General features: G+C 73.3%; 19 protein-coding genes. 3 read left to right on the forward strand and 16 right to left on the reverse strand.

Annotated features, from left to right (window positions below):
• Positions 1-47 precede the first annotated feature (47 nt).
• Positions 48-1,091 carry a magnesium and cobalt transport protein CorA gene (locus AC1RSJ_RS10075; protein WP_493118238.1) on the reverse strand — a complete coding sequence of 348 codons (1,044 nt, stop codon included), beginning with the start codon at positions 1,089-1,091 and terminating at the stop codon, positions 48-50.
• Positions 1,092-1,138: 47 nt separating this feature from the next.
• On the opposite strand from AC1RSJ_RS10075, the gene AC1RSJ_RS10080 reads away from it, so the two are divergent.
• Complete coding sequence (locus AC1RSJ_RS10080; protein ID WP_493118239.1) at positions 1,139-1,771, forward strand: RsmD family RNA methyltransferase; 633 nt, start codon at positions 1,139-1,141, stop codon at positions 1,769-1,771.
• Here AC1RSJ_RS10080 and thiL read toward each other — a convergent pair.
• Positions 1,741-2,730: a thiamine-phosphate kinase gene (gene thiL / locus AC1RSJ_RS10085; protein ID WP_493118240.1), complete on the reverse strand. Its 990-nt coding sequence runs from the start codon at positions 2,728-2,730 to the stop codon at positions 1,741-1,743. The genes AC1RSJ_RS10080 and thiL overlap by 31 nt on opposite strands.
• 23 nt (positions 2,731-2,753) lie before the next feature.
• Here thiL and AC1RSJ_RS10090 point away from each other — a divergent pair, with 23 nt between their 5' ends.
• Complete coding sequence (locus AC1RSJ_RS10090) at positions 2,754-3,233, forward strand: DUF3515 family protein (RefSeq protein ID WP_493118241.1); 480 nt, start codon at positions 2,754-2,756, stop codon at positions 3,231-3,233.
• On the opposite strand, the gene AC1RSJ_RS10095 is transcribed toward AC1RSJ_RS10090, so the two are convergent.
• Complete coding sequence (locus tag AC1RSJ_RS10095) at positions 3,234-4,316, reverse strand: D-alanine--D-alanine ligase family protein (protein ID WP_493118242.1); 1,083 nt, start codon at positions 4,314-4,316, stop codon at positions 3,234-3,236. It abuts the gene before it with no gap.
• A 64-nt stretch (positions 4,317-4,380) separates the two neighbouring features.
• Positions 4,381-5,400, reverse strand: coding sequence for an NAD(P)H-dependent glycerol-3-phosphate dehydrogenase (locus AC1RSJ_RS10100; RefSeq protein WP_493118243.1), 1,020 nt, complete (start codon positions 5,398-5,400; stop codon positions 4,381-4,383).
• Positions 5,401-5,430: 30 nt separating this feature from the next.
• Between AC1RSJ_RS10100 and AC1RSJ_RS10105 the strand changes: the two genes are divergently transcribed.
• Entirely contained in the window at positions 5,431-6,222 is a 792-nt protein-coding gene (locus AC1RSJ_RS10105) for an EI24 domain-containing protein (RefSeq protein ID WP_493118244.1), read from the forward strand.
• Between the two features lie 12 nt (positions 6,223-6,234).
• Here AC1RSJ_RS10105 and AC1RSJ_RS10110 read toward each other — a convergent pair whose 3' ends face one another.
• The 12 genes from AC1RSJ_RS10110 to AC1RSJ_RS10165 form a co-directional block, all read right to left on the reverse strand.
• Positions 6,235-7,377: a hypothetical protein gene (locus AC1RSJ_RS10110; protein WP_493118245.1), complete on the reverse strand. Its 1,143-nt coding sequence runs from the start codon at positions 7,375-7,377 to the stop codon at positions 6,235-6,237.
• An 89-nt stretch (positions 7,378-7,466) separates the two neighbouring features.
• Entirely contained in the window at positions 7,467-8,228 is a 762-nt protein-coding gene (locus tag AC1RSJ_RS10115; protein ID WP_493118246.1) for a lysophospholipid acyltransferase family protein, read from the reverse strand.
• Positions 8,229-8,237: 9 nt separating this feature from the next.
• The gene (murA, locus tag AC1RSJ_RS10120; protein WP_493118247.1) at positions 8,238-9,635 is read right to left on the reverse strand and encodes a UDP-N-acetylglucosamine 1-carboxyvinyltransferase; all 1,398 of its coding nucleotides are present in this window, start codon (positions 9,633-9,635) and stop codon (positions 8,238-8,240) included.
• 125 nt (positions 9,636-9,760) lie between these two features.
• Positions 9,761-11,455, reverse strand: a complete 1,695-nt coding sequence (locus AC1RSJ_RS10125) for a TIGR03767 family metallophosphoesterase (protein ID WP_493118248.1) — start codon at positions 11,453-11,455, stop codon at positions 9,761-9,763.
• Between the two features lie 227 nt (positions 11,456-11,682).
• Positions 11,683-12,291, reverse strand: a complete 609-nt coding sequence (leuD, locus tag AC1RSJ_RS10130) for a 3-isopropylmalate dehydratase small subunit (protein ID WP_493118249.1) — start codon at positions 12,289-12,291, stop codon at positions 11,683-11,685.
• A complete protein-coding gene (gene leuC, locus AC1RSJ_RS10135) occupies positions 12,291-13,763 on the reverse strand; it encodes a 3-isopropylmalate dehydratase large subunit (protein WP_493118250.1) in 1,473 nt (490 codons plus the stop codon). The genes leuD and leuC overlap by 1 nt, the downstream gene beginning before the upstream one ends.
• 258 nt (positions 13,764-14,021) lie before the next feature.
• Entirely contained in the window at positions 14,022-15,560 is a 1,539-nt protein-coding gene (locus AC1RSJ_RS10140) for an FHA domain-containing protein (RefSeq protein ID WP_493118251.1), read from the reverse strand.
• A 95-nt stretch (positions 15,561-15,655) separates the two neighbouring features.
• Positions 15,656-17,629, reverse strand: coding sequence for a DUF7937 domain-containing protein (locus tag AC1RSJ_RS10145; RefSeq protein ID WP_493118252.1), 1,974 nt, complete (start codon positions 17,627-17,629; stop codon positions 15,656-15,658).
• Positions 17,630-17,651: 22 nt separating this feature from the next.
• Entirely contained in the window at positions 17,652-19,505 is a 1,854-nt protein-coding gene (locus AC1RSJ_RS10150) for a variant leucine-rich repeat-containing protein (protein WP_493118253.1), read from the reverse strand.
• Positions 19,506-19,645: 140 nt separating this feature from the next.
• On the reverse strand, positions 19,646-20,599 hold the full coding sequence (locus AC1RSJ_RS10155; RefSeq protein WP_493118254.1) for a double zinc ribbon and FHA domain-containing protein: 954 nt from the start codon (positions 20,597-20,599) through the stop codon (positions 19,646-19,648).
• Between the two features lie 193 nt (positions 20,600-20,792).
• Positions 20,793-21,845, reverse strand: coding sequence for a TerC family protein (locus AC1RSJ_RS10160; RefSeq protein ID WP_493118255.1), 1,053 nt, complete (start codon positions 21,843-21,845; stop codon positions 20,793-20,795).
• A 157-nt stretch (positions 21,846-22,002) separates the two neighbouring features.
• Positions 22,003-23,163, reverse strand: coding sequence for a hypothetical protein (locus AC1RSJ_RS10165; protein ID WP_493118256.1), 1,161 nt, complete (start codon positions 23,161-23,163; stop codon positions 22,003-22,005).
• Positions 23,164-23,236: the final 73 nt, after the last annotated feature.

Raw genomic sequence — 23,236 nt, forward strand, 5'->3', positions numbered from 1 at the left:
GGAAGGCTACCGGCGGCGCGGGACTCGGACCGGCGGGGTGCACAGCGCTAGAGCCAGCCGCGCCGCTTGAACACGAACCACAGCACCACCCCCGAGCCGAGCATGAGGGCGAGGGCGAACGGGTAGCCGAACGTCCAGGACAGCTCCGGCATGTGCTTGAAGTTCATGCCGTAGATCGAGCCGATGATGCTCGGCACGAACAGGATCGCAGCCCAGCCGGAGATGCGCCGCGCCTCCTCCGCCTGCCGGTTGGCCGCCGCGCTGAGCTGGGCCGCCTCCTCCGTCTGGCGCTGGCCGACGAGGTTCGTGTTCACGACGAGGATGTCGCGCAGCAGGTCGCGGAACTCGTCGAGGCGCTCCTTCACCTGCACGACGTGGTCGGCTACGTCGCGGAGGTACTCCTCGAGCTTCTCCGACGCCGAGCCGTCGACCCAGCCGGCGCTGAGCGCGTCCACGATGCCCAGCAGCGGCGTCACCGCTCGCTCGAACTCGATCACCTCGCGGTTGAGCTGGTAGATGCGGCGCGACACCTCGGGGTCGCCGTCGAACACCTGGGTCTCGATCTGGTCGATGTCCTCGGCGAGGCCCTTCACGACCGGGAAGTAGCCGTCGACCACGGCGTCGACGATCGCGTAGACGACCGCCTCCGCCCCCTCGGAGAACGCCTCCGGCATCGACTCCATCCGCTCGCGCACCGGCGTCAGCTTCGGCGACTCGCCGTGCCGCACCGTGATCACGAAGTTGGCGCCGCTGAACACGTGCAGCTCGCCGAAGTCGATCCGCTCGCGGGCATCGTCGTAGTAGGCGGCGCGCAGCACCATGAAGCGGGTGTCGTCGTAGCTCTCGATCTTCGCCCGCTGGTGCGCGGTCACCGCGTCCTCGATGGCGAGCGGATGCAGATCGAACTCCTCGGCGAGCGCGCGGAGGTCCGCCTCCGCCGGCTTCAGCATGCCGATCCACGCCAGGGCGTCCGGATGCTCCGCCAGCAGGCGGAACGTCTCCGCGAAGCTGTCGGGGGTCGCAAGCTTCTCGCCGTGCTCGTACACGACGTCCTTGAGCACGCTGGCGGGGAGCGTCTTGAGGTCCGTCACGGAGCGCATCGTATGCCCGGCCGGCGAACGACCGGGAGAATGGACGCGTGACGCGCATCATCGGCGGCTGGGCCGGGTCCCTGCAGCTCCGGGTCCCGACCGCCGGCACCCGCCCGACGAGCGATCGGGTGCGGGAGGCGGTGTTCAGCGCGCTGGTCGCGCGCGACGCCGTCGAGGGCGCCCGCGTGCTCGATCTGTACGCCGGCACGGGCGCGCTCGGGCTGGAGGCCGCCTCGCGCGGCGCGGTCAGCGTCACCCTGGTCGACCGGGCCAACGGCGCCACCCGGATCGGCCGCGACAACGCAGCGCTGGTGCGGCGGTCCGCCCCGCGCGGCACCGCGCTCGAGATCAGCGTGCTCGGCCAGCCGGTGCAGTCGTTCCTCGGCGGCGCCGGCGCGACCTGGGACCTGGTGTTCCTCGACCCGCCGTACGAGCTCGGCGCCGTGGAGCTGCGGCACAACCTCGAGGCGCTCGTGGCGCGGCTGTCGCCGGAGGCCGTGGTCGTGGTCGAGCGCTCCGCGCGCGATCCCGAGCCGGAATGGCCTGACGGCATCGCGTTCGAACGCCGGAAGGACTACGGCGAGACGGCCGTCTACTGGGCGGTCGCCGATCCGGATGCCGCGGCGCGGCCGCGCACGGCCGGCGCGGCTCAGCCCGCGGCGCCCGACCAGTCCGCGTAGGGATCCCAGCCGCCGCGGCCCTCGACGGGCTCCCCCGCCACGGTCACGCCGGCGCCGTCGAGCACCCGCCCGATCACCCGGAACCCCGTCGGCAGCACGGCGTCGGGCGGGAAGCAGGCGAGCAGGCTGTGGTCCTCGCCGCCGGCCAGGGCCGCCGCGTCGTCGAGCGGGTCGAGGTCGATCCGCACGCCGGACGCGGCGGACACCCGGCGCGCGTCGAGCAGCAGGCCGTCGCTGAGGTCGAGCATCGCGGTCGCGCCCGCCTGTGCCGCCGACACGCCCACGGCGATCGGGGGGCGGGGTGCGAGCTGCGCGCCGACGAGCTCGGGCTCGGCGGAGCGGACGGCGACGGCCGCCGCGGCATCCGGGGCGCCGTCGGCATCGACCGCGCGCGCGAACAGCAGGGCGAGGCCCCGGGCCGCGAGTCCGAGCGGGCCCGCGACGGCGACGAGGTCGCCCGGCCGCGCACCGGAGCGGAGCACCGGGGGGCGGCCGCCGAGGTCGCCGAGCGCGGTGACGGCGATCGTGAACGTGTCGGACACCGTCAGGTCGCCGCCGACGACGCCGCAGCCGGGCGCGAGCGCGGCGCAGGCCTCGCGCAGCCCGTCGGCGAGCGCCTCGAGGTCGGCGACCGGCGTCGAGCCGGGCGCCGCGAGAGCGACCAGGAGGGCGGTCGGCGTCGCGCCCATCGCGGCGACGTCGGCGAGGTTCGTGGCGGCGGCCTTCCAGCCGAGATCGAACGGCGTCGACCAGGCGAGGCGGAAGTCCGGGCCGTGCACCATCGTGTCGGTCGTGGCGACGATCCGGCCGTCCGCGGCGCCGATCACGGCGGCGTCGTCCCCCGGCCCGATCGCGGTCGCCGAGCCGCGCGGCAGGCGGGGCAGGATGCGCGCCAGGACGGCGCCCTCGCCGAGCTCCGAGAGGGTGTCGGCGGCGTCGCTCACGGCATCCTCCGACATGCTCCGAGGGTAGCCTGGCGAGGATGTCCCGCCGCCCCGCCGCCGTCTGCGCCGTTGCGCTCCTCCCCGTCGCCCTGCTGCTGGCGGGATGCACGCCGGTCGTCGCGGCGAAGGCCGCCGGCGGGTCGAACGATCCGCTCTGCGCGCAGGTGACCGTGCACCTCCCGCCGACCGCGGGCGGCCTCGCCGAGCGCGAGACCGACGCCCAGGCGACCGGCGCATGGGGCGACCCGGAGAAGGTGCTGCTGACCTGCGGCGTCGCCGTTCCGCGGGTGTCCGCTCTGCCGTGCGTCGAGGTGAACGGCGTGTTCTGGCTGCGTGACGACTCCGCGAAGCCGCTCTACGTGTTCACGACCTACGGCCGCGAGCCGGCCGTCGACGTCGCGATCCAGCAGGGGAAGGACGCGTCGCCGGGCAACGTGCTCTACGACCTCACCGACGCGGTGCGCGAGACGAAGTCGAACGGGCTGAAGTGCGAGTCCGTCGAGGACACGCTGAACTGATCAGCGGACGGCGAGCCGGCCGAGCTCGATGAGCTCGGCGATGAGGTCGGCGTAGCTGAGCCCGGAGGCGATCCAGCACGCCGGGAACATCGAGATCGGCGTGAACCCGGGCATCGTGTTGATCTCGTTCACGACGAACGACGTGCCGGTGAAGAAGAAGTCGACGCGGGCGAGGCCCTCGCCGCCGATCGCCTCGAACGACCGTGCCGCGATGCGCTGCATCTCGGTCTGCTGGCGGCGGGTCAGATCGGCCGGGCAGACCAGCTCGATACCGGGCGCGTCGAGGTACTTCGCCTCGAAGTCGTAGAACTCGCGCCCGGTGATGCGGATCTCGCCCGCCACCGAGACGCGGGGGCCTTCGCCGTCACGGCCGGACAGCACGGCGCACTCGAGCTCGCGGCCCTCGATCGCCGCCTCGACCAGCACCCGGCTGTCGTGCTCGAAGGCGGCGGCGAGCGCGGCATCCAGCTCCGACCAGTCGGAGACCTTGCTCACGCCGACGCTCGAGCCGGCGCGGGCGGGCTTCACGAACGCCGGGCGTCCGAGCGAGCGGATGCGGCGCTCCCAGACCTCGCGCTGCTCGCTCCAGGAGCGGGGCGTCACGGTCACCCAGGGCGCCACCTCGACGCCCGCGGCCCGCAGCACGGTCTTCGTGTAGTGCTTGTCCATGCCGAGCGCGCTGGCCAGCACGCCGTTGCCGACGTAGGGCACGCCGACGAGCTCGAGCGCGCCCTGCACCGTGCCGTCCTCGCCGAACGGACCGTGCAGCAGCGGGAAGGCGACGTCGATCTCGCCGAGCGACTCGATCCGCCCGTCCGGATGCGTCACCCGCCACTCGCGCGTCGCCGTCGACTCCGGCAGCGAGACCCGCGAGCCGTTGTCGGTGACGCTCGGCAGCTCCGGCGAGAGCGCGAGCGCGGACGCGTCATCCGGCTGCAGCGTCCAGGCGCCCTCGGACGTGATGCCGACCGGCACCACCTCGAAGCGCTCGCGGTCGATCGCGCCGAGCACGCCGCCGGCGGTGGCGCAGCTGATCGCGTGCTCGCTCGATCGTCCGCCGAACAGCAGGGCGACTCGGATCATGCGGCTCCTCGGTGTCTCTCTCGGCCCGTCTCTCTCGGCCCGGATGGGCGTCTGCGACGGCGGACTACTCGCCCTGCGGTGCCCCCGTGTCGACGGTCAGGTGCGGAGCGATGTCGCGCGGATCCAGCGTACCGGCGAGCACCTCGGCGACCTGGCTGACGATCGGCATCTCCACGCCGCGCTCCGCGGCGAGCTCGAGCACCGGGGCGATCGACGCGAGCCCCTCGGCGGTCTGCTTCATCTGGGCCACGACGTCCGCGTACGGCAGCCCCTGCCCGAGCAGGCGCCCGGCGGTGTTGTTGCGCGAGAGCGGCGATCCGCAGGTGGCGATGAGGTCGCCGAGACCGGCCAGGCCGACCAGCGTGTCCGGATGCGCGCCGTAGGCGACGGCGAAGTCGGTCATCTCGACCAGGCCCCGCGTGATGATCGAGGCCTTCGTGTTCTCGCCGTAGCCGACGCCGTCGACGACGCCGATCGCCACCGCGATGAGGTTCTTCAGCACGCCGCCGTACTCGGTGCCGATGACGTCGGTCGTGACGAAGGTGCGGAAGTAGTCGTTGCTCGCGACCCGGGCCACGGCGGACGCGGTCGCCACCGTGCTCGCGGCGACGACCGCGGCCGTCGGCTGCTCCTTCGCGATCTCGAGCGCGAGGTTGGGGCCCGACACGACCGCGATCCGCTCCGGACCGCAGCCGAGCTCGTCGGCGACGACCTCGCTCATCCGGATGCGGCTGCCGCGCTCGACGCCCTTCATGAGCGAGACGAGGATCGCATCCGAGGGGACGAGGTCGCGCACGATGCGCAGGTTCTCGCGGAGCGTCTGGCTCGGCACCGACAGGTAGACCTGCTCGGCCCCCTCGAGCACCTCCGGCAGGCTCGCGCTCGCCCACAGGGAGCGCGGCAGGTCGATGCCGCGGAGGTAGTCGCTGTTGCGGTGCGCCTGGCTGATCTCGCGGGCGAGCTCGGGGCGGCGCGCCCACAGGCTGACCTGCGCGCCGCCGTCGGCGAGGACCTTGGCGAACGTCGTGCCCCACGAGCCGGCACCGAGGACGGCGACGCGGCGGGACGGAGCGGTGGGAGGCATCTCCCTCATTGTGCGGCATAGCCTTGCCGGGTGACGGGAGCGCAGAGCCGGGTGCGGCGACCCGGCGCGGTCCGACGGATGCTGCACGGGGCGTCGCTGCCGTTCCGCGGCTTCGGGCTGTGGCGCACGCGTCCGGGCGCCATGCTGCTCGGGCTGCTGCCGGCGCTCATCGTCTCCGCGGCGCTCGTCGCCGCGCTCATCGCCCTCGCGGCCGCCGCGCCGGCGCTTGCCGTGGCGCTCACGCCGTTCGCGGACGGCTGGGGCGCGCCGTGGCAGGACCTCGCGCGGGCCGTCGTCGGGCTCGGCCTCGTGCTCGGGGCGCTGTGGATCGCGGTCGCGGCGTTCACCGGACTGACCCTCGCGGTCGGCGATCCGTTCTACGAGCGCATCCAGCGGGCCGCGGAGGAGCGGGCCGGCGGACCGGTGCCGGACGGCGGCCTCGGATTCTGGAACGCCGTCGGCGACGCGCTCCTGCTCGTGCTCGGCGGCATCGGCGTGGCCGTGCTCACCGCGCTGCTCGGGTTCGTGCCGGTCGTCGGCTCGGTGCTCGGCGTGGTCGTCGGCGTCGTGCTTTCGGGGCGCCTGCTGGCGGCGGAGCTGATCTCGCGTCCGCTCGAGGCGCGCGGAATCCGCGGTGAGGCCCGGCGTGCACTGCTGCGCGGTCGCGGCGCTGAGCAGCTCGGGTTCGGCATCGCCGTGCAGCTCTGCTTCCTCGTGCCCGGCGGCGCGGTCGTGATCATGCCGTCGGCGGTGGTCGGCGCGACGCTGCTCTCCCGGGAGGCGCTGCCGACGCCGCCGGCATCCGCACAGCCCGTGGAGTGACCGCCTCCGGCGTCAGAGGCGCGCCGCGAACTGGCCGGCGAGCTCGACGACCGCATCCCGGACGTCGGCTGAGAAGCCGCCCCCGGAGGCCTGGGCGGCATCCGGGTGCCACAGCGAGACCACAAGCAGGTCGCCGCGGGCGGCCATCGCGACCTCCGCGGAGCCGGTCGCGGAACGACGCAGGACCGCGGTCGACCCGCTCGGCGCTCCGGGCACGTCGACCGCCTCGGCATCACGGCCGCCGACCAGACGCGGCAGCATCCAGGCACCGCCGCCGACAACCCGGATGCCGCCGACCGAGACCTCAGAGCCGACCTCGAGCGAGCAGCCGGCGCCGAACGAGCTGCCGTCGACGGCCAGTCGCGGATCGACCTGCGGGCCGTCGAGGTTGCTCCACATGACCGCGTCTCCGGCGGTCGGCTGCAGGATGGCGTCAAGGTCGACCCCCGCCGAATAGTTCCGGCACGTCGCGTCGACGGCCGGCGACGACCAGGCCGCCCATCCGCTGCGCCGTGCTGCCTGCTCGACGGCCGATCGCAGTCCGTCGAACAGCGGCATCGCCTGCCTGCTCACCGCCTCGGTGCTGCTGCGGTCTGACGGCAGCAGCCACACCTCGGCGAGGATCCAGGCGCGATCGCCGACCAGCGCGGAGTACGAGCAGTAGTCGGGCCCCGAGTCGTCGATCGGACTGCAGTAGATGCCGGTGCCCGGGAGATAGTCGTCCGCGTAGACGTCATCCCATCGCGCCTGCTTCGCCGCCGAATCGGGACCCTCCGCCACCCGGACCCGGAGCTCCGGCTTCGACGAGTCGAAGGTCACGAGCGACGGCGCCCCTGCCTGTGTCCAGAAGCAGTCGAGTCCGCCGATCTGCTGCATCTCGGCGCCCGGGTCGCCCCAGAGCCACCCGATCGCCGGGTCGGAGAAGTCGTCGAACGCGGTGAGGTCCGCACCGGTCGCCGACCGCAGCGCAGCCGGCGTCGTCAGGTCGTCGCACGCGAGATCGAGGTAGGTCTGCGGCGCATCGACGGCCCGCACGGTTGGCGACGGGGTCGGGCTCGAGGTCGCCGGAGCGGGGACGGGCGCGGCGGCCGCGCAGCCGGCGAGCCCGAGGGCGAGCAGTGCGGCGGAGCACGCGGCGACGGGGCGGAGGTTCACACGGCGATCGTCGATGAGCGGATGCGGGGTCGTCGTCGGGGACCACCCGGAGGATCGATCACGATCGTGTCACGACCTCGCCTGCGAGGCTATGGCCGCCCGAACTCCGTCTGACCGTGCTCGGACGGATCCCAGCGCCCCGGCGGCGCGGTCTCGCCGCGGAGGTGCTCGACCAGCCGGGTGATCTCCGCCATCAGCGCCTCGGTAGCCGCGTCGTAGGTCTCCTTGGTGCGCGGGGCGTCCTGCCACGGCGACAGGTCCAGCGGGTCGCCGATGATCACGTCGACCGGGTGCCGCGGGAACACGTTGATCTTCTTCGACCAGCGCGGCATCACCTTATCGGCACCCCAGTGCGCGGCCGGGATGATCGGGATGCCGGCGTCGAGCGCGGCGCGGATCGCCCCCGACTTGCCGCGCATCGGCCACAGGTCGGGCTCGCGGGTGAGCGTGCCCTCCGGGTAGATGATCACGCCCCAGCCCTTCTGGGTGATCATCTTCGCCGCACGCAGCGGGTCGGGGCCGCGCTTCGACGCGCGCTCCACCGGGATCTGGCCGAGCCAGCGGAGCAGGTTGCCCATGATCGGCACCTTGAACAGCGACGCCTTCGCGAGGAACCGCGGGATGCGGCCGAGCTTGAGCACCGTCACGCCCATGACCAGTGGATCGAAGTCGGTGATGTGGTTCGGGGCGAGGATGAACGCGCCCTCCGTCGGCAGCTTCTCGCCATGCTGGATGCGCAGCGGTGCGATCGACTCCACCACCGGCACCGCGATCGACCGTGCGAACCGCCAGCGCGCGATGTGCTCCGTCGAGCGCTTCGCGGGCGCGCGTCCGGCGTCGTCGCCAGCCATCTCCTGAGCTCAGCCCTCGAACTCGAACTCGGCGCCGAGCGCCGAGAGCTTGTCGACGAAGTGCTCGTAGCCGCGGCTGATGATGCCGAGGTTCGACACGGTGGAGGTGCCGGATGCCGCGAGCGCGGCGATGAGGTAGCTGAACCCGCCGCGGAGGTCGGGCACGCGCACCTCGGCGCCGTGCAGCGCCGACGGGCCGGTGACGACCGCGGCCTGCTCGAGCGGACGACGCGGCACGCGGCGCGTGACCGACTCGAGCCCGTCCTGGTGCACGACGATGTCGGCGCCCATCTCGACGAGCGCGTCGGTGAAGCCGAACCGGTTCTCGTACACGGTCTCGTGCACGACGGAGACGCCGACGGCCTGGGTCAGCGCGACGATGAGCGGCTGCTGCCAGTCGGTCATGAACCCGGGGTGCACATCCGTCTCGACCTGCACCGGCTTCAGGTCGCCGCCCGGGTGCCAGAAGCGGATGCCGTCCGCGAGCACCTCGAACCGGCCGCCGGCCTTGCGGAACACGTTGAGGAACGTCATGAGCTCGGGCTGGCGGGCGCCCTCGATGACGATGTCGCCGCGGGTGGCGAGCGCGGCGGAGGCCCAGCTCGCGGCCTCGTTGCGGTCGGAGATCGCCGTGTGGGTGTAGCCGTCGAGGTGCTCGACGCCCTCGATGAAGATGGTGCGGTTCGGCTCCATCCAGATGATGGCGCCCATCTTCTGGAGGATCGCGACGAGGTCCATGATCTCGGGCTCGATCGCCGCGTTCTTCAGCTCGGTGACGCCCTTCGCCCGCACCGCGGTGAGCAGCACCTGCTCGGTCGCGCCGACCGACGGGTAGGGCAGCTCGATGTTCGCGCCGTGGAGGCCGTTCGGGGCGGTGATGCGGATGCCCTCGTAGCTCTTGTCGACGACGGCGCCGAACGCGCGCAGCGCATCCATGTGGAAGTCGATCGGGCGGTCGCCGATGCGGCAGCCGCCGAGGTCGGGGATGAGCGCCTCGCCGAGGCGGTGCAGCAGCGGGCCGCAGAACAGGATCGGGATGCGGCTGGAGCCGGCGAGCGCGTCGATCTCGTGGAACTGCGCGCGCTCGACGTTCGTCGGGTCGAGCACGAGCACGCCGTCCTCCGGGCTCGCCACGTCGACGCCGTAGGCGCCGAGCATGCCGCGGACGACGCCGATCTCGCTGATGTTCGGCACGTCGGAGAGCACGCTGCGCGACTCGGCCAGCAGCGCGGCCACCATCGCCTTCGTCACCAGGTTCTTCGCGCCGCGCACGCGGATGCGGCCGGTCAGCGGCTTGCCGCCGTGGATGACGATGCGGTCGTGCTTGAGGCCGACCCGCTCGCCGGCCTTGCGCGAGTCCGTGTCGAGAGACGAGAGCGCCGAACGATCCACTGAACCACCTGTCATCGAGTGCCCCTCCCCGATCGGGACCTGGTGCGTGCCCGCGGCACGCAGCCGCGGGCGGACCTCCCGAGTGTAATCGCAGGGTCGCGATCGGGGCGGGTGCGCCGCGATCGGCACGCGGGCGGCCCTCAGAGGGCGATGCCGGTCGGCGCCGGCAGGAGCAGCTCCACGTTGCGGTCCTGCACGTCGCCGCGCTTGCGGTCGACGACCCCGTCGAGCTGCGGGTCGTTCGCGGCGAGCTCGCGCGACAGGGCGGCGAGCGCGAGGGTGTCGTCGAGGGAGCCGTCCCAGCGCGCCGGCGCGGCGCTGTCGAGCATCGTGCAGAAGACGGAGACGGTGCCGTCGCCGTTATCGGCCAGCTCGATCGCGCGCACCTGCTGCGGCCAGTCGAGATGGCTCGCCGTCGTGATCTCCCAGAAGCCGCCCGGCCGGTCGGCGGCGCGGTGCGGCGTCAGCCGGTTGCGGTGCGTGTGGCCGTTGACCCAGAGCAGCACCTGCGGATGCTGCAGCAGCAGCGCGGCGACCCGGCCGCCGAGCACCCGCGCACCGGCGCGCGGACCGGTGACGGCGTTGTCCATCGAGGCGCTGGTGTGGTGGCTCAGCACGATCGTCGGCACGGCGCGCTCCGAGGCCAGCGTGTCGCGGAGCCACGCGAACTGCGCGGCATCGAGCGACCCCGCGGCGCCGCCCCACTCGTCGACCGTGTCGAGCGCGATCAGCCGCACACGGGCGCCGTCGGGCGTCGTCCAGTCGTGCGCGTAGTACGCCGTGCCGGCGCTGCGGTTCTCGTCCGTGAAGCCGTGGCCGACCGGGGCGCCCGAGGTGGCGAAGTGCTCGTCGACGACCTCGGCGCGGCTGACCAGCCGGCGGGCCGCGTCCGCGGCGACGGGGCGCATCGGCAGCTCGTCGAGGGGGCTGTCGTCACCGGCCGTGAGCCGCTCGACGAACTCCTCCCCCGGCATGCCGTCCGGCAGTCCGGTCGGCTTGAGGCCGCCGACGGCAAGCCGCCGCGCGGCGTCGGTGAGCGGGAAGATGCCGCCGAGCAGCGCGTCGTGGTTGCCGTGCACGGCGTACCAGGGGATGCCGAGGCCGGCGGGCGTGAACGCGCGCGTCGCGGCGGCGAGCAGGCCCGGCACCTCCGGGAAGCCGTGGCGGGCCCGCGGCACGTCGACCTCCGCGCCGGCCGGCGGCTCCGGGTGCCAGTAGTAGGGGTCGTAGTGCTCGGCGTCGTCGTCCGCGACGCCCTGGAACCGGCCGTGCTCGCCGCTGTCCGGCGTGATCGGGGTGCCGTCGAGCAGGTCGATCGACCAGCGCAGCTCGTTGTGCTGGCAGTTGTCGGTCGCGTCGCCGGTGCTCACCGCGAAGCCGATGGGCGCACCGGTCGCCGGGCCGGCGCCGAGCGCGCGGACCGCGCGGACGGTGGCGTCGACGACCTGGGTGCCGAGCAGCTCCTGAGGCCGGTACGACGCCGGCAGCGCCTCGCCCCCGGAGAACAGATCGGCCCGGTCGAGGAACTCGAACCGGGCCGGCGACTGCGTGTCCTGCACGTGGGTGTCGGTGAAGTGGGCGAAGGCCGCGAGCGATCGTCGCCGCGTCGTCCGATCGCCCCCCGCGGACGCGAGCTCGGTGCGCACGAGCCAGGGCTCGCCGGCGGAGGCCGTGTGCCGCCGGAAGCCGCGCGCATCCGGCGACCCGCGCAGCAGCGTGCGGGCGAGCGTCGCGACCGGACGCGCAGCGGCGATCGTGGTCGGGATCGCCCGCGCCGCCGTCACCCCCGCCACGACGAGGGCCGCCGCCCCGATCAGGAGGCCGCGCCGAGACACGCCCTCTGAGAACCGATTCCGCCCACCCGGCGCCATCCTCACGCGCCGAGGCTCGCGAGACCGGGTGACGGGACGGTGAAGACGCGCCCGACACCGGGTACCGCGCCGGTGACGGGCGGGCGACGGAACGAGCCGATGGCTGAGTAGACCGACGGAGGAGGTCGTATCGAAGCCGCCCGGTCGGGCTTCGATACGCTCCTTCGTCGCTACTCGGCCGGCGGGAAGGGCTACTCCGCTGCCGTGCGCGCGGGGAGGGTCGTCGGCCGCCAGGCGGCGCGGGTGCCCTCGAACGCGGTGATCCGCTCCTCGTTCCGGAGCGTGAGCCCGATGTCGTCGAGGCCCTCCATGAGGCGCCAGCGGGTGTAGTCGTCGATGTCGAACGGCACGACGAGGTCGCCGACGGACACGGTGCGCGCGCCGAGGTCGACGGTCGCCGAGGTGCCCGGCGCCGCCTCCACCGCGGCCCACAGCGTCTCGATCTGCTCCTCGGTCACGGTGCCGGCGAGCAGGCCCTGCTTGCCGGAGTTGCCGCGGAAGATGTCGCCGAAGCGCGGGCTGATCACCGCGCGGAAGCCGAAGTCGCGCAGCGCCCAGACCGCGTGCTCGCGGCTCGATCCCGTGCCGAAGTCCGGCCCCGCGAGCAGCACCCGCGCGCCGGCGTACTCGGGCCGGTTGATGATGAAGTCCGGGTCCTGGCGCCATGACGAGAACAGCGCGTCCTCGAAGCCGGTCTTCGTGACCCGCTTGAGGAACACGGCCGGGATGATCTGGTCGGTGTCGACATTGGAGCGGCGGAACGGCACCGCGACGCCCGAGATCGTGCTGATCTTCTCCATCAGGCCGGCACCCCCTCGCCGGCCGGGACCACCGGGTCCGGATCGGGCAGGCCCTCCAGATCCGACGGGCTCGACAGCGTGCCGCGCACGGCGGTGGCCGCGGCGACGAGCGGCGACACCAGGTGGGTGCGGCCGCCCTTGCCCTGGCGTCCCTCGAAGTTGCGGTTGCTCGTGGAGGCGCAGCGCTCGCCCGGCGCCAGCTGGTCCGGGTTCATGCCGAGGCACATCGAGCATCCGGCGAAGCGCCACTCGGCGCCGAAGTCGGTGAAGACCTTGTCGAGCCCCTCGGCCTCCGCCTCGATGCGCACGCGGGCCGAGCCCGGCACGACCATGACGCGGACGCCGTCGGCCTTCGTGCGCCCGCGGACGACCGACGCGAAGGCGCGGAGGTCCTCGATGCGGCTGTTCGTGCACGACCCCATGAACACGGCGTCGACCCGGATGTCCTTCATCGGGGTGCCGGCCTGGAGGTCCATGTACTCCAGCGCCCGCTCGGCCGCGGCCTTCGCGTTCGGGTCGGAGAACTCGTCGGGCGACGGCACAGGCTGCGACAGCGACACGCCCTGGCCCGGGTTGGTGCCCCAGGTCACGAACGGCTCCAGCTCGTCGGCGTCGAGGTAGACCTCCGCGTCGAAGACGGCGTCGTCGTCGGTGGCGAGGGTGTCCCAGTACGCGACGGCGGCGTCCCAGTCAGCGCCGCTCGGCGCGTGCGGGCGGCCCTCGAGGTAGTCGTAGGTGATCTGGTCGGGTGCGACCATGCCGGCGCGGGCGCCTGCCTCGATCGACATGTTGCAGATCGTCATCCGGCCCTCCATCGAGAGGGCGCGGATGGCGGAGCCGCGGTACTCGAGCACGTAGCCCTGCCCGCCGCCGGTGCCGATCTTCGCGATCACGGCCAGGATGATGTCCTTCGCCGTGACGCCGGGTCGCAGCTCGCCCTCGACCGTGATCGCCATCGTCTTGAACGGCTTCAGCGGCAGCGTCTGGGTGGCGAGCACGTGCTCGACCTCGCTCGTGCCGATGCCGAACGCCATGGCCCCGAACGCGCCGTGCGTGGAGGTGTGCGAGTCGCCGCAGACGACCGTGATGCCCGGCATCGTGAGCCCGAGCTGCGGGCCGACGACGTGCACGATGCCCTGCTCGGGGTCGCCGAGCGAGTGCAGCCGGACGCCGAACTCCTCGGCGTTGCGGCGCAGCGTGTCGATCTGGGTGCGGCTCGTGAGGTCGGCGATCGGCAGGTGGATGCCGACCGTCGGCGTGTTGTGGTCCTCGGTGGCGATCGTCAGATCGGGGCGGCGCACCGGGCGTCCCGCCATCCGGAGTCCGTCGAAGGCCTGCGGGCTGGTGACCTCGTGCAGCAGGTGCAGGTCGATGTAGATCAGGTCGGGCTCGCCGTCGTCGCCCTTGGCGACGAGGTGGTCGGCCCAGACCTTCTCGGCCAGCGTGCGGCCGGATGCGGTCTCGGTGCTCATGGGTGTCGTTCCTTCTTCGTGTCCTGACGGCCGACGAGGGACTCCGCGACGAGGAGGGCCGGAAGGATCAGGCCTCGTCGCGGCGACGAAGAAGCAGGCCGCGGAGCATGGGCTCGATGGTATACCACCCCGGAGAGCGGTCGCGGCGCGCGGTTCTCAGGCCGCGCGGCGTGCACTCGGGCGATCCCGATCGGGCCGCGTCGCGTGGCCTGAGAAACGCGCGTCAGCGCGCGCGGACGGGTCGACCGGCTCGCCGGGTCAGCTGGCGCGGACGGTGACCGCGAAGCTGCCGAGCTCGACGACGTCGCCGTCGGAGACGGGCAGCGTCGTGCCGGGTGCGGCGACGCGCTCCGACCCGTCGGAGCCGATGACGACGACGCCGTTCGTCGAGTCGAGGTCGCGCACGGCGAGGTGCGGTCCGACCACCAGGAACACGGCGTGCGACTTCGACAGCGACCCGCTCGGATCGGTCAGCACGACGGCGGCCGCCCCCTCGGGCGCGGCCTCGGGCAGCGGACGGCGCCCCACGACGGTGCTCACGGTCAGCGGCTGGCGGGTGCCGTCGGCGAGCTCGAGCGACCAGCTGGCGCGGGGCCGGCGGGCGACGATGCGGGTGTGGTCGGTGTCGGTGTCGTCCGCATCGAGCAGGCGCGGCGCGGCCGGGGCGGCGCTGCGCTGATCCCAGGCGGACGGCGGCGTCGGCGTCGGTGCCATCGGCGTCGGTGCGGCCGGGGACGGTGCGGTCGGCGTCGGCCCGGTGGGCGGCGCGGCGGGAGCCGCAGGCGCGGACCGGACGAAGCCGGCGGGCGGCACGATGACGACCGGCTCGGCCGGGTCGGTGCGCGGAGCGGAGGCGGCGGGTGCCGGAGCGGACCACGGCGACGGCGGGACGACGCCCATCGCGGCCGTCGCGGGCGACGGCGGCGGAGCGTCCATCCACGCGAACTGGGAGGGCGACGCCGGCGGCATCGGACCGCCGAGCGGCGGCGCGACCGGCTCGGAGGCCCGTTGGGGCGCGACCGGCTCGGAGGCCTGCTGGGGCGCGACCGGAGCGGAGGCCTGCTGCGGCGCGGCGGGCGCGGTCGGCGACGCCGGCTGCGGCGTCGGAGCGACGGGACGGACGGTCGACGAGATGATGGGCGGCTGCTGCGCGGACGGCGGCGCCGGCACGGCGGACGGCGTCGGCTGCGAGAACGAAGGCTGCGGCGGCGCCGTCGGCGAGGTATGCGGCAGTGGTGGCGTCTGCGGCATCGACGGCGCCCTGTTCGGCGTCTGGGCGAACGGGGACGGCGGTGTCGGCGGCGCGAAGAGCGGGCCGGTCGGCGGCGCCACCGGACCGGGGCCGGCGGTCGGCACGGGTCCGGTCGGCACCGAGGCGGTCGGCGCGGGTCCGGTCGGGGCCGGGCTCGGGAAGTGCGGGAAGGCGGACGGCGCCATCGGCGGCACGTCGGAGGCCGACGGCGGCGGCACGGGCATCGGGCGGAAGGTCGCCGTGTCCGGGAACGCGGGCGGATGCGTCTCGGCGGCGAAGCCCGGCGGCGGGAAGGGCGGCGGCGCGAACGACGACGGGAACGCGGGCGGCGCGAAGCCGGGCGCGGGCGTCGACGGGAACGACTCCGCCGGGGCGCTCGGCGCCTCGTCGGCGATCAGCCGCGTGCCGCAGGACCCGCAGAACGGCGCCGATGCGAACGAGGCGCGGCCGCACAGCGGGCAGTCGCGGGTATCCCGGCCGGAGGACGGCGTCGCGCGGCCGCTCCAGCCCGGGTCGGGCGCAGGGAGCGGGAACGTCGACGACATGATGGGTCAATCCTCACGGGAGGAGACCATCCGGGACAGCCCCGACGCGGGTGCCACCCGTCCGGGGGCGCCACGTCCGTTCCACCGGAACGGGGTCAGGCGCGGTCGCCGACCTCGGCGATCCAGGCGCGCAGGCCCTCGTAGCACGACGGGTTCGCCGCGATCGCCGCGCGCAGCTCCGGGTGGTGCTGGGCGAGCGACGCGAGCTCGGCGGGCGGAGTGGCCCGGTCGGCGGCGCGGCGTGCCAGCTCCGGATCGACCGCCGGTGCGGACGGTGCGGATGCCGGGGGCCCGACCGGTGCGGGAGGCTGCTGCACCGGCTGAACCGGTGCCTGCTGCACCGGCACCTGCTGGACCGGCTGCGACCCCTGCGCACCCGGTCCGGACTGCTGCGGCTGTCCCGGGTACCCGCCGGGCTGCGGTTGGATCGGCGCGGCCTGCTGCGGCTGGCCCGGGTAGCCGCCGGGCTGCTGCGGCTGGCCCGGGTAGCCGCCGGGCTGCTGCGGCTGTGCCGGGTAGCCGCCGGGCTGCTGCTGCGCTCCGTAGCCGGGCGCGGCGCCGCCGTACGGCGCACCGCCCCACTGCTGCGGAGCGGACTGCTGCGGCACTGAGGGCGTGTGCTGGGGCGCCTGCGGCTGCGCGCCGTACTGCGGGCCGGGCGACCAGACGCCGGGTGTCGGCGCTCCCCCGCCCGCCGGATACGACGCGGGCGCCGGGGTGCGGGGGGCCTGCTGGGCGTACCAGGCGCGCACGTCGGCCGGGACGAGCAGGGCGTAGGCGACGACGGCCGCGAGCCCGATGCCGACGGAGACGATCCAGCCGGGTCCGACGGCGATGAGCACGCCGATGCCGGCCGAGCCCGATCCCGAGACGACGCCGGCCAGCGCGGCCGCGACGATGCCGAGCACGGCGGCGGCGCCCGCGACGATGAGCACGACGACGCGGGTCGTGGCCGGCGACGACACGAGCTGCACGCGGGCGATGAGCGCGCCGACCGCGACGATGATCTCGCAGATGACGAGGCCGATCCCCGGGCCGACGCCGTCGCCGCCCGAGGTCACCAGCCGGATGAGCGCGAGCACCGCGAACGCGGCGCTCGCGATGGCGAGCGCGAGGAGCGCCTGCCGGGCGACCCGGAACCAGACGTTGAGCTCCGGCTCCTGGCGCAGCGCGACGCGGACCGCCGGCGTGGTGAGCAGCGCTCCGGCGACGGCGATGAGGATTGCGGGGTATCCCCCGGCGCGCAGCAGCTCGAGACCGTAGACGCCGGTGCCGGCGCGCATCGTGTAGCCGGTGAGCGCGTCGAGCACCATCGTGACGAGCACCGCGATGCCGACGCCGACGACGATCCGCGCGGCGACGGCCGAGCCGCGCACGACGCGCACCAGGGCGACGATCACCGCGGCATCCGCGAGCACGGCCGGCAGCAGCCCGAGCAGCACGGTGCCGAGGTCCAGGCTCCCGGCCGGGCCGAGCGCGGTGAGCAGGACGCCGAGCAGCGTGGTGAGGCCGGCGAGCACGAGCAGCCCGACCGCGATGCCGTAGACGCCGCGCACCAGCGGCGACCGACGGTCGAGCGCCCGCGACTCGAATGCGCGCGGGGTCGCCGCGAGGAAGGCGCCCGAGAGGCCGAGCGCCGCCGAGAACCCGAGCCCCGCGCCCGACGAGGTGTCGAACGCGGTGGCGTCGCGCACGATCTCGACGAGCACGAGCACCGCGTACGGCACGCTGAGCGCCGCGCGCAGGGTCACGATGCGCGTCAGGCTCGCCCACGATCCGAACACGCCGAAGCGCGCGAGGTAGGTCACCGCCAGCGACAGCAGCGAGAGCACCGCGAGCAGCACGACCTCCACGCGCCCCGCGCCGATCACCACGTAGGCGTCGACCACGCCCCCGCCGAAGCCGCTGCCGTAGTCCGTGCGCACCGCCCAGGGCAGGGCGAGCGAGACGAGCAGCAGCACGAAGGCGGCGCCGTCGCGGATCCAGTCCGACACCGGGGTCCCGGCGAGCGGATTCGGCCGGCCGGACGCCGCAGGAGCTGCGCCCGGGGCGGGGAATGCGGAGGTCATGCGGGATCCTTCCGGAGGCGGCTCAGCCCTCGACGAGCTCGTCCAGCCGGCCCTCGTCGTAGTACTCGAGGAAGTGCTCTGTGAGGATACCGACCCCGTCGCCGACGGTCGCAATCGGGCTGACGAACCAGCCGCCGCCTTCCTTGACGGCGGTCAGCGTGAGGTCGGCGGCGCCGAGCCGCTTCAGCACCGGGATGTCGTCGAGGCAGCCGTCGCCGCTCGACTCGCTCACCTGCCAGTCGTGCTGGTACTCGTCGGAGTACCAGTCGTAGTCCCCGTCGTCGTAGGCGGAGGAGTGCGTCCAGGAGGCGCAGGTGCCGTCCTGGATCGTGATCCGGTCGCCGACATCCTGGTCGACGTCGTCATCGTGGTGCAGGTTCGAGAAGGAGAGCTTCTCGATTCGCACCCGTGCCCGGTCGCCGTCGGTCGTCGCGCTGAACTCGGCCGTGTCGAGCTCGAGGCCGCCGCGACCGGAGCCGCTCTCCTCCGCGAGCTCCTGGCCCCACGGTCCGTAGATCGAGAGCCAGCGCCGCTCGGGCAGCGGCAGCGCCGCCGCCGCCGCGTCCGCGTCGCCCTGCATGACGGCCTCGGTCAGCGCCTCCGCCGCCGCCTCCGGGGTGTCGAAGCGGTCGGGGGCGGCGACCTCGTCGCCGAGCCGGAGGGCCTTCTTCCCGTCCTGGTCGCGCTGCTCGTCGACCTGCCGCACGCTGAGGTCGGTCGCCGTGAGCAGCGGGCTGATGAACCAGCCCGACCCCTCCTGCACCGTCACGAAGGCGAGCGGCACGCCGCGCATGCCGTCTTCGACATCCCTCGCGTCGAGCGTCCAGGGCAGGTCGATCTGGTCGCGGAGGCTGTCCTGCACGTCGTCGAGCGCGTCCTCGGTCTCCGACCGCGACATGCCCCACGACTCGTACATGGTGGTCAGGTAGGGCTTCACGAAGGCCGACTCGACCTCGGCGAGCGCGCGCTCGTCGCCGTCGACCTCGATCTCGCCGCGGGTCCAGGTGACGCGCTGCACGCCGGCGGCGAGCTCCTCGACGTCCCACTCCATGTTCTCCGGGGTGATCGTGATCGCCTTCTTGAGCTCCTCGAGCTCCTTCTGCACGTCGACGCTCTCGTCGCCGGACTTCTTCGGCTTGGCATCGGCGATCTTCTTCAACGACCCCTCGAGCTCCGACACCTCGCTCGGCGCGAACGATCCGTACAGCCCCACCGGGTCCATGCTCGACAGGCTCGAGACGAGCTTGCCGGCGGCCGCCTCGGGCGTCGCCGCGCCGCCGAGCCGGCTGCCGAAGTACCACCAGGCTCCGCCTCCGCCGATCACGAGCGCGGCCACGACGGCGATGCCGACGCCCGCGAAGATCTTCCTGCGGCTCCGGCGGGGCGGAGCCTGCGCGCCGAACGGCTGGACATCCCACTGGCCGCCCGGCTGGCCGGGCGCCTGCGATGCGGAGGGCTGCGACGCGAACGGCTGCTTCGCGAACGGCTGCTGGCCGGTCGCCTGCTGGGCCGGCCACTGCCCGGCCTGCGGGAGCGTCTGACCCCACTGGGTGCCGGCGGGCGCCGTCGGTGCGGCGGCCGCGGGCGCGGCGAACGGATCGGCGGCCGGCCGCGCGGGCGCGGCGTAGGGGTCGGCCGCGGCGTACGGGTCGGACGTCGCCGGCACGGCGGGTGACGTCGCAGCAGTCGCAGCAGTCGCCGCGGTCGAGCCGCCCGGCGGCACGGCGGTGCTCGCGGCGATCCACTCGCGCAGGGCCGGGTAGGCGTTCGGGTGCGCGGCGATCGCCGCACCGAGCTCGGGGTGGGAGGCCGCCAGCTCGTACAGTCGCTGGGCCGTGGTGGCGGGGTCGAGTGCCTCGCTGCGCGGGTCGGTCATCGGGTGCCCTCTCTGAGGAGCGGTTCGTCGGGATCGGTGCGGCGGTGCTCGGTGCTGTGGTGCTCGATGCTGTGGTGCCGGGAGGTGCGGGATCGGGTGGTGCGGAGGTCAGGCGGTGGAGCCGGATGGGTGTCGGCGCGTCATCCGAGGCTCCGGACGGTCACGATCAGACGCCCCAGCTCGAGCACGTCGCCGTCGGCGAGCACGCGATCCGCTCCCGACTCGAGCTCGGTCCTCGCACCGTCCGCGCTCGTGACGAGCACCCCGTTCGTCGAGCCGAGGTCGCGCACGGCCAGCCGATCCGGCGCCGCCGAGAGCAGCGCGTGCGACTTCGAGAGGGTGCCGGTGGTGTCGAGCAGCGGGATCACCGCGAGGGCGTCGGGCGCCGCCGTGATGCGCGGCCGTCGCCCCACGATCGTGTTCGTGCGCAGTTCGAGCCGGCTGCCGTCGGCGAGCTCGATCGCCCAGGCCGCGGGAGCGGTCCGGGCGACGACGACCGTGTGGTCGTCGTCGTCCTCATCGTCGGCCGGCGCGGCGGGCGGCGGGCTGACGACGATCGGCGGCGCGTCGACGATCGGCGGCGCCTCCAGCAACGGCGGTGCCTCGACGACCGGCGCGGGTGGAACGGGCGGAGCGGCGACGACCGGGATCGCGGTCGGCTCGGCCTCCGTCGGCCGCGGCGCAGCCGGGGCGGCGGGCTCCGCGGTCACCGGGAGCGAGTCCGGCGGCGCGACCTCGGCCGGCGGGGCGGGCGGCGGCGCGAAGGAGGGGAACGACTCCGCCGTCGGCTCCACCGCGGGTGGCGGAGGCGGCGGCAGCAGCACCGCGGGCGGTGCGGTCTGCTCCGGCGGCGCCGCGACCCACGACGAGGGCGGCGACGAGATGGCCGTGGGCAGCGCGACCGAGGCGGCGGCAGCGGCCGGTGCGGGATCGGCCGGACCCGGGCCCCAGGTGCCGACGGACGGACCGGACCATCCGGGCCCCGGCGGCGGAGGCGGCGGCACGGGCGAGGCGATCGCCGTGAGCGGCGTGCCGCAGCCGCCGCAGAAGGCGGCGCCGGGCACGGTGGGACGACCGCAGGTCGGACAGCTCATCGGATCGCTCCCTCCTCGCGCTCTCCGACATCCGCGCGGCGGCTCGCCCCCGCGCCGACGAGGCACGGCCGTGGTCCATCCGGCCGCCATCCTCACGTTCGGCTCATCTTCTCCGACCCGCGCGGCGGCCCGACAGTCCCCCGTTCTCAGGTCACGCGCAGGAAGCCGCGCGCCGGCCCGACGGCGGGCCGGCTCAGGAGCGCGAGTCGGGCGATCCGCTGTCGTCCGCGGCGTCGTGCGGGTCGCCGGATCCGCTCAGCGTCGCGCGGACGCTCTCGCCGTCGAGCTTGAGCTTGACGATGCTCGCGAGCACCGCGACGACCATCGCGGCGACGATGAAGCCGAGGGAGACGAACGTGGTGATCTCCGGCACCGGCACGTGCTCGCCGCCGTTGACGAAGGGCAGCTCGTTCTCGTGCAGCGCGTGCAGCACGAGCTTCACGCCGATGAAGGCGAGGATCGCGGCGATGCCGTACTTGAGGAACACGAGCCGCTCCACGAGGGTGCCGAGCAGGAAGTAGAGCTGCCGCAGTCCCATCAGCGCGAAGACGTTGGCGCTGAAGACGAGGAACGGACTCGTCGTGATGCCGAAGATCGCGGGGATGCTGTCGAGCGCGAACAGCAGGTCGGTGGTGCCGAGCGCGATGAAGACGACCAGCACCGGGGTGAACATCCGCTGGCCGTCGATCGTCGTGCGCAGCTTGCCGCCGTCGAACGTGTCGGTGATCGCGACCCGCTTGCGCAGGAACCGGATCAACCGGCTCTCGTTCTCGTTCTCGTCCTCGTGGCCGGTGATCGCCTGGCTGATCGCCGTGTAGACGAGGAACGCGCCGAACAGGTAGAAGATCCAGCTGAAGCTCGCGATGAGCTGCGCGCCGATGATGATGAAGATCAGCCGGAGCACCAGCGCGATGATGATGCCCACCATCAGGATCTCCTGCTGGTACTTCCTGGGCACCGAGAACCGGCTCATGATCAGCAGGAACACGAACAGGTTGTCGATCGAGAGGCTGTACTCCGTGAGCCAGCCCGCGACGAACTGCCCCGCGTGCTCGGCGTCGCCGAAGATCAGCATGAGCAGGGCGAAGATCAGCGCCAGCACGACGTAGAACGAGATCCACGCCACGGACTCGCGGGTCGAGGGCACGTGAGGCCGCCGATACGCCAGGAACACGTCGAAGCCGAGGATGAGCACCAGCACCACGTAGGTGCCGATCTCGAAGGCGAGGGGAAGAGCGAGTTCCAAGGGGGACCTCTCGGGAGCACGGATGAATCCCGAGAGTCTCTCCCCGCCGTCGGTCTCAGCCGGCCGCGCTGCACACCCGGAGCGGCGACGCCGGCGCTCGTGATGACGGATGTGCGGTGTCGGGATACTCCCTCTCGCAGTGGTCAGCCTAGTGGGCTCAGACCCACGGCGGCGCCGGAGGAGGAGGTGGCCGCTCTGCCGTGGACTTCCGCTCTGCTCGAGCGCGCCTGCGGCTTCGGAACACCGGACTCAACAACGACGCCGCGATCTCATACGCGTTGGCGAGCGCACCGGCGACGAGGGCACCCAACACGCCGAGCAGAGCTCCCGCGAACAGCATCCAGTAGTCCTTCTGGTCCTCAAGGCCTTGGCGTTCGAAGACCAGGACCGGCTGATCGGACCACCAGACGGTGAGATTGGGGCTGTCCGCCACGCCATCCAGCTCATAGACGCTCGTGTCCATCTGCCACCCGGTCGACGTCTCGTCCGGCACAGGAAAACCCTGCTTGAGTTCGAAGTCGTCGCTCCGGTCGACTCCGACCCATGTCTTCAGCGAGCGCTGACTCCGGGTGAAGGCCGAGTCCGAGGTGAAATCGATCTGGGGAACGAACAAGGTCCGACGCGGTGCGCTCTGCAGAGCCGATCCGGAGAAGCGCCACACCGAGTCCTGCGGGATGTCGCACGCCATCGCGCGCTCGTGGTTCACGCCGAGGTCTCCGGGCGTCGCGACGAAATCCTGCGGATGCACGAGCAGATCCGACGACGTCTGCCAGACCGTCAACGCCTGGAGATCGTCGGGAGCACTGCCGCGCGCGGACCCGCCGAAATCGAGCGCCGAGTATCGGCCTCCAGCAGCATCCGACTGCACAGCACGCCGCACGCCCGTCTGCAGCAGGTCTCGATACAGGCCGTCGTGGATCCCGGATCCGACGCACCGGACCTCACCGGCATGGTCCGACCCCATGAACGTCAGAGTCAGGTGAGCCGACCCCATATCGGGCACCGCGCCGCCATCGTCTCCGCCGACGTCCGTGACGCCGTCCGGATCGTCATCGCCGTCGGGAGCGGTCAGCCACGCGAGCATCTGGAAGCTGCCGTCGTCTGAAACGTAGCTGTCGACATTGAGCTGGTGCGGCTGCTCGATGTCGTCGGTGGTCGCCACAACGAGCAGACGGTTGCCCTGGCTCGCCGGTGACTGCGGAAACAGGTAGGACTTCCAGGTGTCTTGAGTCCTCCAGGCGAGCAGCGCCGTGGCGGCGATCAGCAGCAGCGCGATCACCAGCTTCACGGTCGCGTGGCGGCGCTCGGCATCCGTCATGATGCTCCTTCGGGTCGGAGATCAAGCGGAGGGTGAACCTGTTCTGCCGCGGACACTAGACCCTGAGCGCTCG

The sequence above is a fragment of the Schumannella sp. GW821-FHT10F01 genome (assembly GCF_058809295.1).

Coding starts and splice junctions, on each gene's coding strand:
- AC1RSJ_RS10115 (WP_493118246.1), bottom strand. CDS start 8,228: ATGGCTGGCGACGACGCCGGACGCGCGCCCGCGAAGCGCTCGACGGAG.
- AC1RSJ_RS10155 (WP_493118254.1), bottom strand. CDS start 20,599: ATGAGCTGTCCGACCTGCGGTCGTCCCACCGTGCCCGGCGCCGCCTTC.
- AC1RSJ_RS10150 (WP_493118253.1), bottom strand. CDS start 19,505: ATGACCGACCCGCGCAGCGAGGCACTCGACCCCGCCACCACGGCCCAG.
- AC1RSJ_RS10165 (WP_493118256.1), bottom strand. CDS start 23,163: ATGACGGATGCCGAGCGCCGCCACGCGACCGTGAAGCTGGTGATCGCG.
- AC1RSJ_RS10095 (WP_493118242.1), bottom strand. CDS start 4,316: ATGATCCGAGTCGCCCTGCTGTTCGGCGGACGATCGAGCGAGCACGCG.
- murA (WP_493118247.1), bottom strand. CDS start 9,635: ATGACAGGTGGTTCAGTGGATCGTTCGGCGCTCTCGTCTCTCGACACG.
- leuC (WP_493118250.1), bottom strand. CDS start 13,763: ATGAGCACCGAGACCGCATCCGGCCGCACGCTGGCCGAGAAGGTCTGG.
- AC1RSJ_RS10145 (WP_493118252.1), bottom strand. CDS start 17,629: ATGACCTCCGCATTCCCCGCCCCGGGCGCAGCTCCTGCGGCGTCCGGC.
- AC1RSJ_RS10100 (WP_493118243.1), bottom strand. CDS start 5,400: ATGCCTCCCACCGCTCCGTCCCGCCGCGTCGCCGTCCTCGGTGCCGGC.
- leuD (WP_493118249.1), bottom strand. CDS start 12,291: ATGGAGAAGATCAGCACGATCTCGGGCGTCGCGGTGCCGTTCCGCCGC.
- AC1RSJ_RS10090 (WP_493118241.1), top strand. CDS start 2,754: ATGTCCCGCCGCCCCGCCGCCGTCTGCGCCGTTGCGCTCCTCCCCGTC.
- AC1RSJ_RS10140 (WP_493118251.1), bottom strand. CDS start 15,560: ATGTCGTCGACGTTCCCGCTCCCTGCGCCCGACCCGGGCTGGAGCGGC.
- thiL (WP_493118240.1), bottom strand. CDS start 2,730: ATGTCGGAGGATGCCGTGAGCGACGCCGCCGACACCCTCTCGGAGCTC.